This is a genomic window from Arthrobacter sp. TmtSoilC48 (assembly GCF_059739425.1).
On record NZ_AP046049.1, the window covers coordinates 1171125 to 1185980 of the forward strand.

Here is a 14856-nt window from a genome sequence, read left to right on the forward strand (position 1 = left end):
GTAAGTCGCAGCAGATGCCGTTTTGAGCGCTCAAAACGGCATCTGCTGCGACTTAGTTGGGAGAACCTAGTGGGTTAGGTCCTTGCCCTTGGTCTCGGGGATCGAGAAGGCGAACGCGATGCCGATCACCAGCAGGATCACTGCGTAGACGTTGAACAGGTAACCCTGGCCAATGCTGGCCAGCCAGGTCTGGAGGTACGGAGCAGTGCCACCGAAGGCAGCCACGCAGATGGAGTACGGGACGCCGACGCCAACAGTGCGGATGTGGGTCGGGAACAGTTCGGCGTAGACGGCCGGGACAATCGACGCGCTACCAGCAATGAAGAACAGCATCACGGACATGGACACGGTCAGCTGCCACGGGGAATCCTTGAGCAGCCACGTCATGGGGAAGTGCATGACCATGGCACCGATGGACGAGCCGATCAGCACAGGCTTGCGGCCAATGCGGTCCGACAGCTTGCCCCAGAAGGGGAGTGCGGCGATGAAGACGACATTGGCGATCACGCCGGCCCAGAGCGCTGCACCGCGGTCCATCTTCAACGTGGTGGCTGCGTAGCTCGGTGCCACGACACCCCAGATGTAGTAGACCACCGTGAGGCCAACCGTCAGGCCGATGACCTGCAAAGCCTGCTTGCGGTACTTGACGATCTGCGGCCACATGGGCAGGCGCTTTTCCTTGGGCGTCTCGGCCTCGAATGCGTGGGTTTCCTTCATCTTGGCCCGCATGAACAGCGCGTAGACGCCCAGTGCACCACCGATGAGGAACGGAATGCGCCAACCCCATGCGCTCATGTCGTCCTTGGTCAGGACAGCCGTGAGGATCGCGCCGAGCAGAGTTCCGGCCAGAATGCCGGCGGTGCCGGACGTGTAGATGAGCGTCGCCCAGAAGCCGCGCTTTTCCTTGGGTGCCATCTCGGACAGGTACGTTTGCGACGACGGCAGCTCACCACCGTGGGCAAGGCCCTGTATGAGCCTGGCGAGCAGGAGCATCACGGATGCGAACGCGCCCACAGCCTGGAACGTCGGAGCGATGCCGATGAGGAGGCTGCCGAGAGCGCCGAGGGCAACCGCTACCGTCATGGACGTCTTGCGGCCGATGCGGTCGCCGATCCAGCCGAACAGGAAACCGCCGAACGGCCGGGCAACGAACCCGACGGCGAAGATCGCCAAGGTGGACAGCACAGCTGATGTTGGGTCTGCCTGGCTGAACAGTGCGCTCGCGATGAACGGCGAGAACGTGGCGTAGATGGCCCAGTCGTACCATTCAACGGCGTTGCCAATGCCTGTTCCTACGAGCGTCCGCAGGTGGGATTTGTGGACCTTGACTTCGGTGGACGTTCCAACGGTGGCGGTCATGTGTTTCTCCAAGGTGGGGTAGGGCTGGGAGTTAGTTGGCGGCGAGGGTCGCGATGCGGGATACGGCGAGTTCGGCGTAGAGGGCAGCGCCGTCGGTGAGGACGCCGTCGTCGAACGTCGCGTACGGCGAGTGGTTGAAGGGCGACGTCGCGTGGTCGGTGCCGGGGGTAACGGCACTGAGCCCGACGAAGGTTCCCGGAACCTCGGCCAGGACGCGGGAGAAGTCCTCGGAACCACCCAGGGGAGTTGCCATCCGGGTGAGTCGGGACTCGCCGAACATGCCGGCGATGACCTTTTCCGCGGTGTTCGTTTCGTCCTCGTCGTTGATGGTGAGGGGGTATTCCTGTTGGTAATCCACATCAACCTCCAAACCGTGGGCTGCAGCGATGCCTTGGAGCAGCTTGGGTACTACCTCCATCATCTTCTGCCGGGACTCTTCGGAGAAGGTCCTGATGGTGGCTTCGATGCGGGCGGTCTCCGGGATCACGTTCCGCTTGGTTCCGGCGTGAAGTACGCCGACGGTGAGGACAACGGGATCGAACATGTTGAACTGGCGGGTCACCATGACCTGGAGGGCCGTGACCATTTCCGCTGCTGCGGTCACAGGGTCCTTGGCTGAATGGGGTGCAGAGCCATGCCCGCCGGCGCCAAGCACAGTCACCACGAGTCCGTCCGAGGAACTGAGCATCACACCGTTCTTGGTGACGAACTGGCCATGGGGTTCCAGCGCGGAGAAGACGTGCATGCCGTAGGCCGTATCTGCCCGTCGGCCGGCAGCATCCAGGACGCCTTCGTTGATCATGTAGCTGGCGCCGTCGAAGCCTTCTTCGCCGGGCTGGAACATGAGGACGACGTCGCCGGCCAGCTGATCACGACGTTCAGCCAGGAGGGTAGCTGCTCCGGCGAGCATGGACGTGTGGAGGTCGTGCCCGCAGGCGTGCATCGCGCCGTCGACACGGGAGGTGTAGTCAACGCCAGTGGTTTCCTGGACCGGAAGGCCGTCCATGTCTGCGCGCAACAACACCACGGGCTTCTGGGCTGACGCGTAAGCAGCGCCACCGCGCAGAACCGCGGTGACCGACGTCGTGTCCTTGCCCAGGGTGATCTCGTACGGGAGTCCGTCGAGCGCTTTCAGTACTTTTTCCTGAGTACGGGGGAGTTGCAGGCCAATCTCCGGTTCGCGGTGGAGGTCGTGGCGGAGGCGGACGATGTCGTCCTGGAGTTCCTTGGCGTCGGCGGCGATGGTCATGTGTTCTCCTGCTCGTGCTGGGGGTATTGGTTCTTCCTGCAATTCTGTGGTGACTGAACTCACAATTCTGAAAACATCTATAAAAATGCACGAAAGGCCAAGAAACGCAGGATTCATGCACCGTTTGCGAGAATGAACTCATGGAACTCAGCGAAGAGGATTTACGCCTCATCAATGCCTTGCAGATTTCGCCCCGCATCAGCTGGTCCGACGCCGGCGAAGTCCTGGGCGTCCACGCCACAACCTTGGCCGCGCGGTGGGACCGCCTGAAGGCTGCCGGTGCGGCATGGACTACTGCGCATCTCATGGGCGATCCGAAGAACATGTGCCTTGCCATGGTGGACATCGACTGCGAAATGGATCTCCGGCCGCAGGTCACGGCAGCCCTGGCAGAGCTCCCCGAGGTCATCACCGTCGAAGAAGCGGCCAGCAACCGCGACCTCACACTCACGGTCATCACCCAGGACCTCGATCAGTTCAGCACCAGCCTGCTGCCGCGGCTCAAAGAAGTCCGGGGGCTCACCAAGTACCACACGTCGCTGTGTACACGCATCCACACCAGTGGCTATGCGTGGCGGCTGAATGTGCTCACGAAGGGGGAACAGCAGGCGCTCCGGGCACTGGCGGGGCCTGAATCAGCCAACCCGTCGGCTCCCGACGCCATAGTCGTGCCGCTACCGGAGAGCCATCTGGCCCTCATCCCGTTCCTTTCCCGTGACGGCCGTGCTTCTGCTGCTGAGATTGCGCGGGCTCTGGGGCGCCATCCCGCCACGGTGCAGCGCCAGTTGGGGCGGGTGCTGAGCAGCAGGATGCTCTCCTTCCGCTGTGAGATAGCCCAAAAATTCTCCGGTTTCCCCATCACCGTTCAGTGGTTTGCGAACGTTCCGGCGGGCCGGCACGAAGCCGCCGCGACGGAACTGCGTTCGGTCCGGAATGTCAGGTTCTCGGCGTCCACCACCGGACGCACCAACTTCACCATGATCATGTGGCTCCGGTCGCTGGCCGAGATCATGGAGATGGAACTCGCCATCCAGCAGCGGATCCCGGGCATCGAACTCGTGGAGAGTGTGGTCATGTTGAACACGGCCAAACGGGTTGGCTGGATGCTGAACCCGGACTCGACCGCCACAGGGACAGTGGTGGCACCGTACGGGGAACTGCTGCCTGAAACGGCGTGAGCTCACGCCCGAACCCGGGTTTACGACGACGGCGTGGCCGGCCTGGGGTGCCGGTTCCGCCAGCATCAGGGGTGCTTGGTGGCCCGCAGGACGGTGTCCAAAACGGTAGCCGCCCCGCCTTCTGGGCCGGTGACGGTGCGTTCCCGGGAAGTAAGGACGTTGACGAACCACGGCTCGCGGTCCAGGCGAAGCGCCCCAGCCAACTGTTCCGGCGAGAAAAACATGCCCGTTTCACGGTGGTGGCTCCACGGCGCGAGCCCATGAGGGTGATGTCCGACCACCAACAACGTCCCGCCCGGAGCCACAGCCGCTGCCGCGGAAGCCACGGAGTCGCGCCACGGCAGGAGGGGGCTGTGGAGGAATTGTGCTGACACGAGGTCAAAGATGGGTTCCGGCTTCCACTCGGCAAGGTCCTGCTGCTGCCAGGTAATCCGGTGAGCGTAGCCCGACTCCGATGCGTGGGCTGCGGCCCGTTCAAGCGCGACGGCCGATACATCCATTCCGGTGACCGTCCAGCCTTGCCCGGCGAGCCAGATGGCGTCTGCACCTTCGCCGCAGCCAAGGTCCAGGGCCGTTCCGGCGCGGAGGCCGGCCACTTCGGCGACCAACTGGGGATTCGGATTTCCGCTCCAGACCTTTGGACGCTCCTTGTACATGCCGTCCCACATGTCAGCGGCGTTGTCGGCGTCCTCGTGGAGGTTGAGCCCGCCATGCCGCGGTCCACTGTGGTCAGTGTCCTGATGGGCGTTCTGGTGTCCGCTGCCAAGGGTGCTGCCGGAGGTGCCGTCCGTGGGGTGGGGAGTGCCGCCGTCGTGAGTGTGTTCAGCCATAAGCCAAGCGTGCCGTGAGCAGGCTACGAAAGGCAACGCCCGTTGCTGCTTCGGCAAAACACACATACGAACAAATGATCTGGTTTTTCCATTTGATGGTGACTAGCGTTTGAGCCAAGCGCCGGACACAAGTCAGTGGCGCATGAAACGGGGGATTCATGATGTTCCGGACGCCTACATTCACTGCGCGTGCTGCCTTTGTGGCTTTGGCGGCGGCCTTAACGCTTATGGCTTCAGGGTTACCGGCCCAGGCCAATACGCTAAAGCCCGACGCCGTCGCGGCAGCCACCGTGCCAACCGTCGCACCCATGGCGACTTTCGGGACGCCTTACAGGATCGAGGTTCCCAGCCCCAACTTCGCTGAGGCGAGTCCGGACGGGCGCAAGCTGTTCACAGTGTCCGGCTCCGGGGCGTTCGCCACGATCGACGTTGCCACCAGCACCGTATCTGCGAGCATCGATGTCCGGGATGTTACTGCCATGAAGGTCAGCCCGGACGGCGCCAGGGTTTACCTGGCAACAAGCGAGTCCCAGGAGCATTTCCTGACTGTCGTGGACACCGCCGCCATAACGGTCGTGGACATACCGGTGGACGGCCCGGTCTTCAGCCTCGCATTTACTCCCGACGCGTCCAGCGTTTACGCGGCTGTGTATGGGACGCCGGCGGACACGGGCTCGACGCCGGGCTCGGTTGCGGTCATCGATGTTGCGACGGCGTCCGTGGTTTCCTCGATTCCCGTTGGTCGCGAGCCCACGCAGGTACTTGTGACGCCGGATGGGGCCAAGGTCTTCGCACTGAATCTCCTGGACCAGTCGGTTTCCGCCATCGAGACGTCGACGAACACCGTGACCAGCACCATTCCGCTCGGCGGGACCTCAACCGGAGGATCCATGTCTCCGGACGGATCCAGGCTGTACTATCCCAAGCTCGAAGGCGGGATTGCCATCGCAGGCGTTACCACGAATACCGTGATCGGGGAAGTGGTGACCCAGTCCGTGGCCACCGCACCAAGTTTCACCCCCGATGGTTCACGGGCCTTCGTGGTGGACCAGCGCCCCAATGACTATTACGTGGCTGAAGTCGATCTTCAAGGGAATTCACTGACGCCGGTCAGCCTCTCTGAAGGCCCGGTCATGAACATGGGGCCCCTCACGGTCCAGGTCAGCCCGGATGGCCGACGACTCTATGTGCTTGGCCACAGCATCAATGTCCTCAGCTTGCCGACGCTCAAGCCTGCGGGCGTCATCAACCTGGATGACGGGTTGCTTCCACGTCAACTTGTCATCGTTCCGGACGGCTCCATGGGGTACGTCGTTCCTGGCAACCAGGGCAATTACGTCGTGGCTGTTAGTACAGGACAGCCGGAGAACGTCTGGAAAGACTACAACTCTGACGGCGCCACGGATGTTCTGGCGAGGGACTCCGCCGGCGGCCTGTGGCTGTACCCCGGAAACGGCAATAAAGGCTGGCTGCCCCGTTCACAGGTTGGCTCCGGTTGGAACATCATGAACCTGTTGATGGCCTCAGGCGACTTTGACGGTGACGGCAAACCGGACGTCCTGGCACGCGACGAGGCTGGTGATTTGTGGCTGTATCCGGGCGACGGCAATGCTGATTGGCTGCCCCGCTCCAAAGTCGGCGTTGGCTGGAACGCGATGACCGCCGTCGTGGCCCCAGGCGATTTCGATGACGATGGAAAAGCCGATGTCCTTGCCCGGGACAGTGCTGGTGACCTCTGGCTGTATCCGGGGAACGGCTCAGGCGGTTGGCTTCCCAAATCGAAGGTCGGCACGGGCTGGAACGTGATGACGGCCATCATGGGGCCGGGAAACCTGCGTTCGCCAGGGAGCGATGTCCTTGCCCGGGATACGTGGGGAACTCTGTTCCTTTACGAACCGGACGGCACGGGCGGCTGGCATCAGCCGCTGCTGGTTGGCATTGAGTGGAACGTCATGTCTGCCATCGTCACGCCGGGCGACTTCGACAGCGACGACGTGCCGGACATCCTGGCGCGCGACGCCAGCGGGACCCTGTGGCTCTACCCAGGGCAGGGCTTCGGGGGATACTCGCCGCGCGTGCAGGTGGGAGTGGGATGGAACGTCATGACGGCGATCATCTAATGCGGCTGGCCGGACAGGTTCCAGCGTTGCGCTCCTGCCCCGGTCGCCCCCAGCTCGTCGGCCGGATTCTGAAGCGTGCACGATTTCAGGCTCAGGCAACCGCAACCGATGCAGCCATCCAGATCGTTCCGCAGGTGTTGCAGCGCAGCAATCCGTTCGTCGAGTTCCTTGCGCCACCGCGACGACAACCGTGTCCAGTCCCGTTTGGTGGGCGTCCGTCCGTCCGGCAGGGAGTCCAGCGCCTCGCGGATGTCCTTCAGAGGAAGGCCAACTCTTTGCGATGTTTTGATGAAAGCCACCCTCCGCAGCGTTTCACGCCGGTACCGCCGCTGGTTTCCGGCCGTGCGTTCGGCTGTGATGAGCCCATTTCGTTCATAGAAGTGAAGGGCCGACGGCGATACCCCACTCCGCTCGGAAAGCTCGCCAATGCTCAGGGGCCGATGGGCGCTGCCGGGAACTTGTGGCATGGCTGGTCCTCCGGTGCTGGTCGTGGTGGATTGACCTCAACATTAGTTGAGGTTCTAGGGTAGCGTCCATGACCTCTGACACCTCAACGGCCGGGATACTCCGCCGTCCATACCTGCTGGCTACCGTTGGTGCTTGTGCGCTCGTTTTCCTCAGCGCCTTCGAGTCCCTGGCGGTAACCACCATCATGCCGCTCGTCAGCCGCGACCTGGACGGAGCCACCCTTTACGCGCTGGCCTTCGCCGGCCCCTTGGCGACCGGCGTGATGGGCATGGTCGGAGCAGGTAATTGGTCGGATCGCCGGGGTCCGGCGGCACCGTTGTACGCGTCGGTGGCACTGTTCGTCGCCGGCCTGTTGATCGCAGGAACAGCCGGAAGCATGGAAGTCCTGGTGCTGGGGCGCCTCGTGCAGGGACTCGGTGGCGGTGCCATGACCGTTGCCCTGTATGTGTTGGTGGCCCGCGTCTACCCGCCGGCTCTGCATCCCAAAATCTTCGCCGCGTTTGCCGCATCCTGGGTTATCCCATCACTCGTGGGCCCGTTCGCCGCTGGCATCGTGGCGCAGCTCAGCAGCTGGCACTGGGTATTCCTGGGCGTGGTGGGGCTGGTTGTTCCGGCACTGCTGATGGTGGTGCCGGCTGTGCGGGGAATGACCTCGGAGCCCGCCACCGAAACTGTGCCGTGGGCTTTCGGACGCATGGGCTGGGCGGCGCTGGCCGCCCTGACCGTCCTCGCACTGAACCTGTCAGCAGAGGTGCCGGGCGTGGGCGGGGTGATTGCCGTCGTCGCGCTTGTCCTTGCCGTGGTGGCGGTACGGCCCTTGGTCCCGCGCGGAACGCTGGTCGCCCACCGCGGCCTTCCCAGCGTGATCCTCACCCGCGGTTTGGCGTCGGCAGCGTTTTTCGGTGCCGAGGTCTACCTGCCATACCTGCTGACCGAACAGTACGCTTTCACGCCGACGTTTGCCGGGCTCACACTGACCGGCGCTGCGCTCGCATGGGCAGGGGCGTCTGCCCTCCAAGGCCGGTTGGGTTCCAAGCTGCCCGATGCCCTTGCGGTGAAAATTGGTGCCGCGCTGGTGCTGGTGGCAATCGTGCTGGCCCTGGTGACTGCGGCATTGGCGCTGCCGGCAGCCATTGCCATTGGGGGCTGGATCCTTGCCGGCGGGGGCATGGGGCTCATGTACCCACGCCTGAGCGTCATGACGTTGGCTCTCTCGACTCCCGATAACCAGGGCTTCAACAGCGCAGCGATGTCCATCTCCGATTCCCTGGGAGGCGCCCTGGCCCTCGCTGCCACGGGGCTCGTCTTCGCAGCATTTACGACGACGAACCCGTTTGCGGGGGTCTTCGCACTGACGGCGGTGATCGCCGTCGTCGGGCTCGCCATGGCGCCCCGGGTCGCCACCCGGGCGGCCGCCTCCACAACGCGGGAAGCCCAACCTGAGCCCTCGCTGCATAAGTAGCCGAACGTACGCATAAGTAGCCCAATGCGGGACTCGACGCCGAACACTGCTAGACTGGGGACACTTGATGTGCGGTGACGCCCTGAAGCAGGTGGCCCAAAAGGCTACGTGACGGGGCATTTTTCATGTGAGAGGCACATCCTGCGTCGATGAACGCGTTCCATTTGGTCCCGGCCAACGCTCCAGCAGCGAACCGGTAGACCACCTGACTTTTCCTCGGCGAACCCCTGGCCCAACCGGCGTCGGGGGCCGATGTCCGCAACTGGACACCGCCCGAAAGACATTAGTAAATGACTACTTTTGCTGCCCTTGGCACGCCCAAGGCCATTGCTGAATCCCTCGCCGCAGACGGCATCGAAGAGGCATTCCCCATCCAGGTGAAGACCCTCCCGGATACGCTCGCAGGCCGCGACGTCCTGGGCCGGGGCCGCACCGGCTCCGGCAAGACCATCGCTTTCGCCATCCCGCTTGTGGCCCGCTTGGCCGAGCGTGAAGCCAAGCACTTCCGCAAGCCGGGCCGCCCCATGGGCCTGGTCCTTGCTCCGACGCGTGAATTGGCTACCCAGATCAACGCCACCATCGAGCCGCTGGCCAAGGCCATGGGCCTGAACACCACGGTGATCTACGGCGGCATCTCCCAGGCACGCCAGGAAAAGGCACTGCGCGCCGGCGTCGACATCGTCATTGCCTGCCCGGGCCGTCTCGAAGACCTGATCCGCCAGCGCATCCTGACCCTTGAGGCCGTCGAAGTTACCGTGCTGGACGAGGCAGACCACATGGCAGACCTCGGCTTCCTTCCGGTGGTCAAGAAGCTCATGGACATGACCCCCACACAGGGTCAGCGCCTGCTCTTCTCCGCGACGTTGGACAACGGTGTTGACAAGCTGGTCAACCGTTACCTCTCCAACCCGCTCACCCACTCCGTGGATGACCCGCAGGCTGCCGTCACCACCATGGAACACCACGTCCTGGTAGTCAACGACCAGACCGTCAAGAAGCAGCTCATCGTCGAACTGGCCTCCGGCGCCGGACGCCGCGTCCTGTTCATGCGGACCAAGCACCACGCCCGCAAGCTTGCCAAGACCCTCACCGACGCCGGCATCCCCGCCGTCGACCTTCACGGCAACCTGTCGCAGAACGCCCGCGACCGCAACCTGGCCGAGTTCTCCAACGGTGACGTTCGCGTCCTGGTGGCCACCGACGTCGCAGCCCGCGGCGTTCACGTTGACGATGTCGAACTCGTCATCCACGTTGACCCGCCCACGGAGCACAAGGCATACCTCCACCGCTCAGGCCGTACGGCCCGCGCCGGTTCCGATGGCACCGTTGTAACGCTGACACTCCCGGAGCAGCAGAGCGACGTCAAGAAGCTCATGAAGGCTGCCGGCGTGGACGTATCGTTCGAGCGCGTCACGGCCAACTCCCCGCTTGTCGCCGAGCTCGTGGGCGACATCGCGGACAAGGTCGACCCCCGCACCCGTGCAGCCCTCCTCGCGGCGAAAGCCCCGCAGGGTGGCGGCACCTCCACGGGCGCCAATGCCCAGCGCAAGCGCGCACGCCGTACTGGCGGTCAGGCGGCTCCCACAACGGGTGGCCGTGGCGGCCGCGGCGGACGCGGCAAGGTCGCCGCTGAGCCGGTTCGCACGGACATCAACCGCGCTGATCGTCGCGCGGCAATGAACGACGACGTCGCCCGCAGTTCACGTGGTCGCGGCAAGGCTGGCGCAACTCACCGCAACGACGTTCCCGGCTCGCAGGGCCAAGGCGGCCGTAGTGGTCGTCCCGCTTCGGGCCAGCGCGCTGCCACCGGTGGCCAGCGCTCGGCTTCGGCTCCGCGCACGGCTTCCACCACGAGCACCCGTACCAGCGGAAACAAGGCCGTATGGTCTTCCGCTACGGGCGCTACGTCCGGTGGATCCTACGGTTCGGGTGCCTCCGGCAACTCCGCTCGTGGGGGCTCAGGCGCGGGTCGTCCGGCACGCAGTGGCCCGCGTCGCGCCTCGGCTCCCGCGTCGAACGAGCGTCGCGGCCGCTAAGTCCCCGCAACGCCTGCTCACCAGCCTCGGGCGCGCCACTCCTCAAGGTGTGGCCGCTCGGCGCCGAGGGTCGTGGGCAATCCATGGCCCGGGTGCACCACGGTCTCGTCCGGATAAACGTCGAACAGCCGCTCTTTCACGTCGTTCAACAGTGAAGTGAAACGTGAAGGATCGCCCTGTGTGTTGCCGACGCCTCCCGGAAACAACGAGTCTCCACTGAAAATGTGGGCCGGCCCGTCCGGATCCTGGTAAATGAAAGCGATCGAGCCAGGGGTGTGTCCGCGCAAGTGGACCGCCGTGATCTCGAAGTCGCCGAACCGCTCGACGTCGCCGTGACCAAGCCGGACATCCACCGGAACGGGCAGCGCATCGGCGTCGTCCGCTCCTGCAGAAGTGCTGGCGCCGGTCGCGGACACCAGCTCACCCAAGGCGCGGATGTGGTCCCAATGCTGGTGGGTAGTGGCGATTCGGACCAGCTTCGGCACTTCGGAAGTATCCGCTTCGCTGTCCTTCAGGAGTTGCTGAATGGCTGGAAGGTCATCGGCGGCGTCGATCAACAGCTGCACGCCTGTGGACTTCGAGGTCAGCAGATACACGTTGTTGTTCATCTCGCTGACGGAGATGCTCCGTATGGTGACGTCGCGCGATGAGTGAATAAGCGAATCCATCGGCTCAGTCTACGCAGTGGTCCTGTTGGCTTCGCGGCCTTGCGACACCCAGTTGGGGTCCGCAGAACGTGAACCCACGACGGCGTCCGCGGCTTGGTCGAGCACTTCAAGTTGCGCTGTTCCCAGTTGCAGGGACAGCGCGCCAAGGTTCTCGTCGATGCGGTGCGTTTTGCGCGTACCGGGGATGGGGACCACCGGCAGCCCAAGGCGCTTGCCCTGGGTGAACAGCCAGGCCAGTGCTACCTGGGCAGGAGTTGCACCCAGGTCATCGGCTACCTCACGAACCGCGGCCACGACGGCCTGGTTTGCATCAAGGGCCTCGTCACCAAAGCGGGGAATCTTGTGGCGGAAGTCGTTTTCGCCCAAGTCGCTCGCGCTAATGGTTCCTGTGAGGAACCCGCGGCCGAGCGGCGAATAAGGCACAAAGCCAACACCGAGTTCCTTCGCTGCAGGAACAACGTTTTGCTCAACATCCCTGCTCCAGATTGACCATTCGCTCTGGACTGCGGCAATGGGATGGACGGCGTTGGCCTGCCGAAGCTCCTCGGCTGTCACCTCAGACAGGCCGAGGTGGCGAACTTTGCCCTCACGGACCAGCTCCGCCATGGCCTCCACGGTTTCCACTATCGGAACGCGGAGGTCACGGCGGTGCAGGTAATAGAGGTCAATGACGTCAGTGTCCAGGCGGCGCAGGCTCGCTTCTGCTGCCTGCCTGACGTAGGGCGCATCGCCGCGAACTCCCGTGTACCCGTTCGCGGCGTTGCCCTCTATCCCGAACTTCGTGGCCAATTGGACCTCGTCCCGCCGGTCTTTCAGGAGCTGGCCCACCAACTCCTCGTTGCTTCCGGCGCCGTAAACATCTGCGGTATCGATGAAGGTGATTCCCGCATCCACCGCATGCCGCAGGGTTTGCAAGGCTTCAGCGGGGTCGATTCCCCCATAGACCGGTGTCAGGGCCATGCCGCCAAAGCCAAGGGGGCTCACAGTAAGGCCATCGCCGAGTTGAACTGCAGTCATGAACTTCTCCCATGCGTGTTGGTATTCGAAGTGCCCTTTGTTGGCGTGAACCCCGCCGTGGGCTTGGGTATTCCTGCTGGTTCTCCGGGTGTGGGCGACGCTCCTTCCCAGTTGGTCCGGGTAGCACCCGGCCCGCATGCATGCCCGCCCCTGTGATTGCGGGGTTTCTCCTGCTCGACCAGGGGTGCCGGGAGAGGCAACTGGGAAGGAGCGCGGAGGAGTGCTGGCTACTCGGCGGACGCCTGGGGTTTGTCGGACGGCAGCGCCTTCAAACCGGCAGCACAACCCACGATTCCGGCGATGAAGAACAGCTTCAACGGGCTGGCGGGTTCGACGCCGCTGAGCATGGCCCAGCCAACAGTGAGCGCCGCACCGATGCCCACCCATACCGCATAGGCCGTGCCGAGGGGGATGCGCTTCACGGCTATGCCCAAACCGAACATGCTCAGCAGCGCGGTGACAGCGAAGACCATCGTCGGTGCGAGCTGGGTGAAGCCGTTGGAGAGTCCCAGAGCTGTGGCCCACACGGCTTCGAGGACGGCGGAGGCAAGGAGAACCAGCCAGAAGAGGCCGTTCTTCGCAGAGTTCCGGGTGGTCGTTGTGGCAGCCATGGCTACGCCACCACCTTCAGGCCAACCACGCACGCGCCGATACCTGCGAGCAGCAGGAGCCGGGCCGTCGTCGCGCGTTCCACCTTGGTGACCATGGCGTAAGCCGACGTCAGGAGGACGCCGACGCCCACCCACACCGCATACGCCGTACCCGTGGGAATGGATTGCATGGCGATCGCGAGGCCGCCGGTGCTGGCGATGACACTTACCAGGAAAATGACAGTGGGGACTGGCTTGCGGAATCCCTTTGAGCGGTGAAGGGCAGCAGCCCAAACGGCCTCGAGCGCTCCGGAGAGAATGAGAATTAACCACGACATGACAGATCCTTTGGCCAGTCTTGTCGCGTGCCGGGTACTGAACCGTCGTCCGGAGGTTCCAGAGCGGAACCTTCATTTCAGGCTAGCAACTCCTGCAGACCGTGGCCACTTCGGGTGGCGAAAGTCACCAGCCTAGACGTTCGCGGGGTCCACTTTGTCGATGGAGATCACGGCAACAAAACCCCGTCCCGAGATCTCGGGGCTGCGCGTATCGGAGCCCACCACGGCGTCGTAGCGGTTCAGTTCAACCGGTTCGGCCGCGCTGGTAGCCGGGCTGGCGCTGTCGGACTCATTCTCCACAGAGGCGCCTTCCACCGGATCCGTGCCAGGAGCGACCGTCGCCTTGCCTTCCAGCAGGACGGCCAACTGTCCCTCGAACACGGGGTGGGCGCGTTTCTTCGAGATCTCGACGATGGAGGTGTACCCCTTGAAGGCACTTGCGCGGGCGATGACGTTGAGGTCCCGGATGTCGCCGGTGGGCAGCGTGGCCGACGATGCCGCCTCTCCGGAGAAACGGAACGGACGATACTTCTCCAGCGGGTGCTCTTCGCCGTCGACGGTCAGCAGGAGCAACTCACCGTCAATGATGGTGATGACCCGTTCCATGCCCGGAAAATTGGAGAAGTCTCCGGCCTTGGAAACATCGGCGATGCTGACGCGCCAATCCCAAGCCCCGTCCTGGGCCGAGGCGACCTTCGGGTGGCTGGCTAGTTCGCGCGTCACCCCGCCTCCGTTGCGCCACGGTTCGGGGTGGATGTCGGCAAAGCGGATGATCTCCATCCGACCAGCCTAGTGGTGGACACAGCTTCTGCGTTGTCAGCATGGCTTGCTAACGTCATATGTGGAAAACGTGGGAATACGGTTGGAGGCACGGAATGTTCGTCAAAGTGTGCGGCTTGAGCACGCCCGAATCCGTGCGCACTGCCGTGGACGCGGGTGCGGACGCCGTCGGCTTTGTGCTGACTTCGAGCCCACGTGAAGTCACCCCGGACCAGGTGCGTATCCTGCTGCCACTGGTCCCCGCAAACGTTAAGGCCGTGGCTGTTTTCCGGCACGAGCCCGCCGCCGATGCCGTTTCTGTTGCGCGCGCCGCAGGACTCACCTGGGTTCAGCTGCACGGCACGCGGACTGCCGAGGACGTCAAAACAGTGCACGACGCCGGGATGCGGCTCATCCGGGCCGTCACCATGGGTGCCGCTCCGGACGAGTTCAGTGATCTGGGCGAGGATCTGCTCTTGATCGATGCCGCCGTGCCGGGTTCGGGAGAATCCTGGGACTATGCCTCAGTACGGGCGAAGGGACTCGGCGGCCGGGAGTGGCTGCTCGCAGGCGGACTCGAACCCGGAAACGTGGCCTTCGCTGCCGCAGCGGCCGATGCCTGGGGCGTGGACGTTTCCTCGGGTGTTGAGTCGTCCCGGGGAGTGAAGGACCTGGCGAAGATCCGAGCATTCGTGGAAGCTGCAAAAGCCTGACGTTCTCTCACGTCCTGCGGTTTTTGGTGCGTTCCTCTCTCACGTCCTGCGGTTTTTGGTGCGTTCCTC

Annotated in this window: 14 protein-coding genes and 1 riboswitch; of the genes, 5 read left to right on the forward strand and 9 right to left on the reverse strand. The window is 63.9% G+C overall.

The window, feature by feature from the left end:
* Positions 1–66: 66 nt before the first annotated feature.
* Together AC6I97_RS05615 and AC6I97_RS05620 are read right to left on the reverse strand one after the other, a co-directional pair.
* Positions 67–1359, reverse strand: coding sequence for an MFS transporter (locus AC6I97_RS05615; protein ID WP_497944323.1), 1293 nt, complete (start codon positions 1357–1359; stop codon positions 67–69).
* 31 nt (positions 1360–1390) lie between these two features.
* Positions 1391–2608: a M20 metallopeptidase family protein gene (locus tag AC6I97_RS05620; RefSeq protein ID WP_497944324.1), complete on the reverse strand. Its 1218-nt coding sequence runs from the start codon at positions 2606–2608 to the stop codon at positions 1391–1393.
* A 140-nt stretch (positions 2609–2748) separates the two neighbouring features.
* On the opposite strand from AC6I97_RS05620, the gene AC6I97_RS05625 reads away from it, so the two are divergent.
* Positions 2749–3786, forward strand: a complete 1038-nt coding sequence (locus tag AC6I97_RS05625; RefSeq protein ID WP_497944325.1) for an Lrp/AsnC family transcriptional regulator — start codon at positions 2749–2751, stop codon at positions 3784–3786.
* Between the two features lie 65 nt (positions 3787–3851).
* On the opposite strand, the gene AC6I97_RS05630 is transcribed toward AC6I97_RS05625, so the two are convergent.
* Positions 3852–4616: an SAM-dependent methyltransferase gene (locus AC6I97_RS05630; RefSeq protein WP_497944326.1), complete on the reverse strand. Its 765-nt coding sequence runs from the start codon at positions 4614–4616 to the stop codon at positions 3852–3854.
* Positions 4617–4774: 158 nt separating this feature from the next.
* On the opposite strand from AC6I97_RS05630, the gene AC6I97_RS05635 reads away from it, so the two are divergent.
* Positions 4775–6736, forward strand: coding sequence for an FG-GAP-like repeat-containing protein (locus AC6I97_RS05635; protein WP_497944327.1), 1962 nt, complete (start codon positions 4775–4777; stop codon positions 6734–6736).
* On the opposite strand, the gene soxR is transcribed toward AC6I97_RS05635, so the two are convergent.
* Positions 6733–7203: a redox-sensitive transcriptional activator SoxR gene (soxR, locus tag AC6I97_RS05640; RefSeq protein WP_224165461.1), complete on the reverse strand. Its 471-nt coding sequence runs from the start codon at positions 7201–7203 to the stop codon at positions 6733–6735. The genes AC6I97_RS05635 and soxR overlap by 4 nt on opposite strands.
* Positions 7204–7271: 68 nt before the next feature.
* Here soxR and AC6I97_RS05645 point away from each other — a divergent pair, with 68 nt between their 5' ends.
* Both AC6I97_RS05645 and AC6I97_RS05650 read left to right on the forward strand, forming a co-directional pair.
* On the forward strand, positions 7272–8666 hold the full coding sequence (locus tag AC6I97_RS05645) for an MFS transporter (RefSeq protein WP_497944328.1): 1395 nt from the start codon (positions 7272–7274) through the stop codon (positions 8664–8666).
* A gap of 290 nt (positions 8667–8956) precedes the next feature.
* Entirely contained in the window at positions 8957–10702 is a 1746-nt protein-coding gene (locus tag AC6I97_RS05650) for a DEAD/DEAH box helicase (protein ID WP_497944329.1), read from the forward strand.
* Between the two features lie 17 nt (positions 10703–10719).
* On the opposite strand, the gene AC6I97_RS05655 is transcribed toward AC6I97_RS05650, so the two are convergent.
* The 5 genes from AC6I97_RS05655 to AC6I97_RS05675 all read right to left on the reverse strand — a co-directional run bounded on the left by AC6I97_RS05655 (position 10720) and on the right by AC6I97_RS05675 (position 14095).
* A complete protein-coding gene (locus tag AC6I97_RS05655) occupies positions 10720–11370 on the reverse strand; it encodes an MBL fold metallo-hydrolase (RefSeq protein WP_497944330.1) in 651 nt (216 codons plus the stop codon).
* A gap of 9 nt (positions 11371–11379) precedes the next feature.
* Positions 11380–12387 (reverse strand): aldo/keto reductase, encoded by a 1008-nt coding sequence (locus AC6I97_RS05660; protein WP_497944331.1) that lies wholly within the window; start codon positions 12385–12387, stop codon positions 11380–11382.
* Between the two features lie 227 nt (positions 12388–12614).
* The gene (locus tag AC6I97_RS05665; RefSeq protein WP_224089120.1) at positions 12615–12998 is read right to left on the reverse strand and encodes a DMT family transporter; all 384 of its coding nucleotides are present in this window, start codon (positions 12996–12998) and stop codon (positions 12615–12617) included.
* Positions 12999–13000: 2 nt separating this feature from the next.
* Positions 13001–13315, reverse strand: a complete 315-nt coding sequence (locus AC6I97_RS05670) for a DMT family transporter (RefSeq protein ID WP_224165456.1) — start codon at positions 13313–13315, stop codon at positions 13001–13003.
* Between the two features lie 9 nt (positions 13316–13324).
* Positions 13325–13390, reverse strand: a riboswitch (guanidine-III (ykkC-III) riboswitch).
* 57 nt (positions 13391–13447) lie between these two features.
* Positions 13448–14095, reverse strand: coding sequence for a HutD/Ves family protein (locus AC6I97_RS05675; RefSeq protein ID WP_497944332.1), 648 nt, complete (start codon positions 14093–14095; stop codon positions 13448–13450).
* A 95-nt stretch (positions 14096–14190) separates the two neighbouring features.
* Between AC6I97_RS05675 and AC6I97_RS05680 the strand changes: the two genes are divergently transcribed.
* On the forward strand, positions 14191–14787 hold the full coding sequence (locus tag AC6I97_RS05680; RefSeq protein ID WP_497944333.1) for a phosphoribosylanthranilate isomerase: 597 nt from the start codon (positions 14191–14193) through the stop codon (positions 14785–14787).
* Positions 14788–14856: the final 69 nt, after the last annotated feature.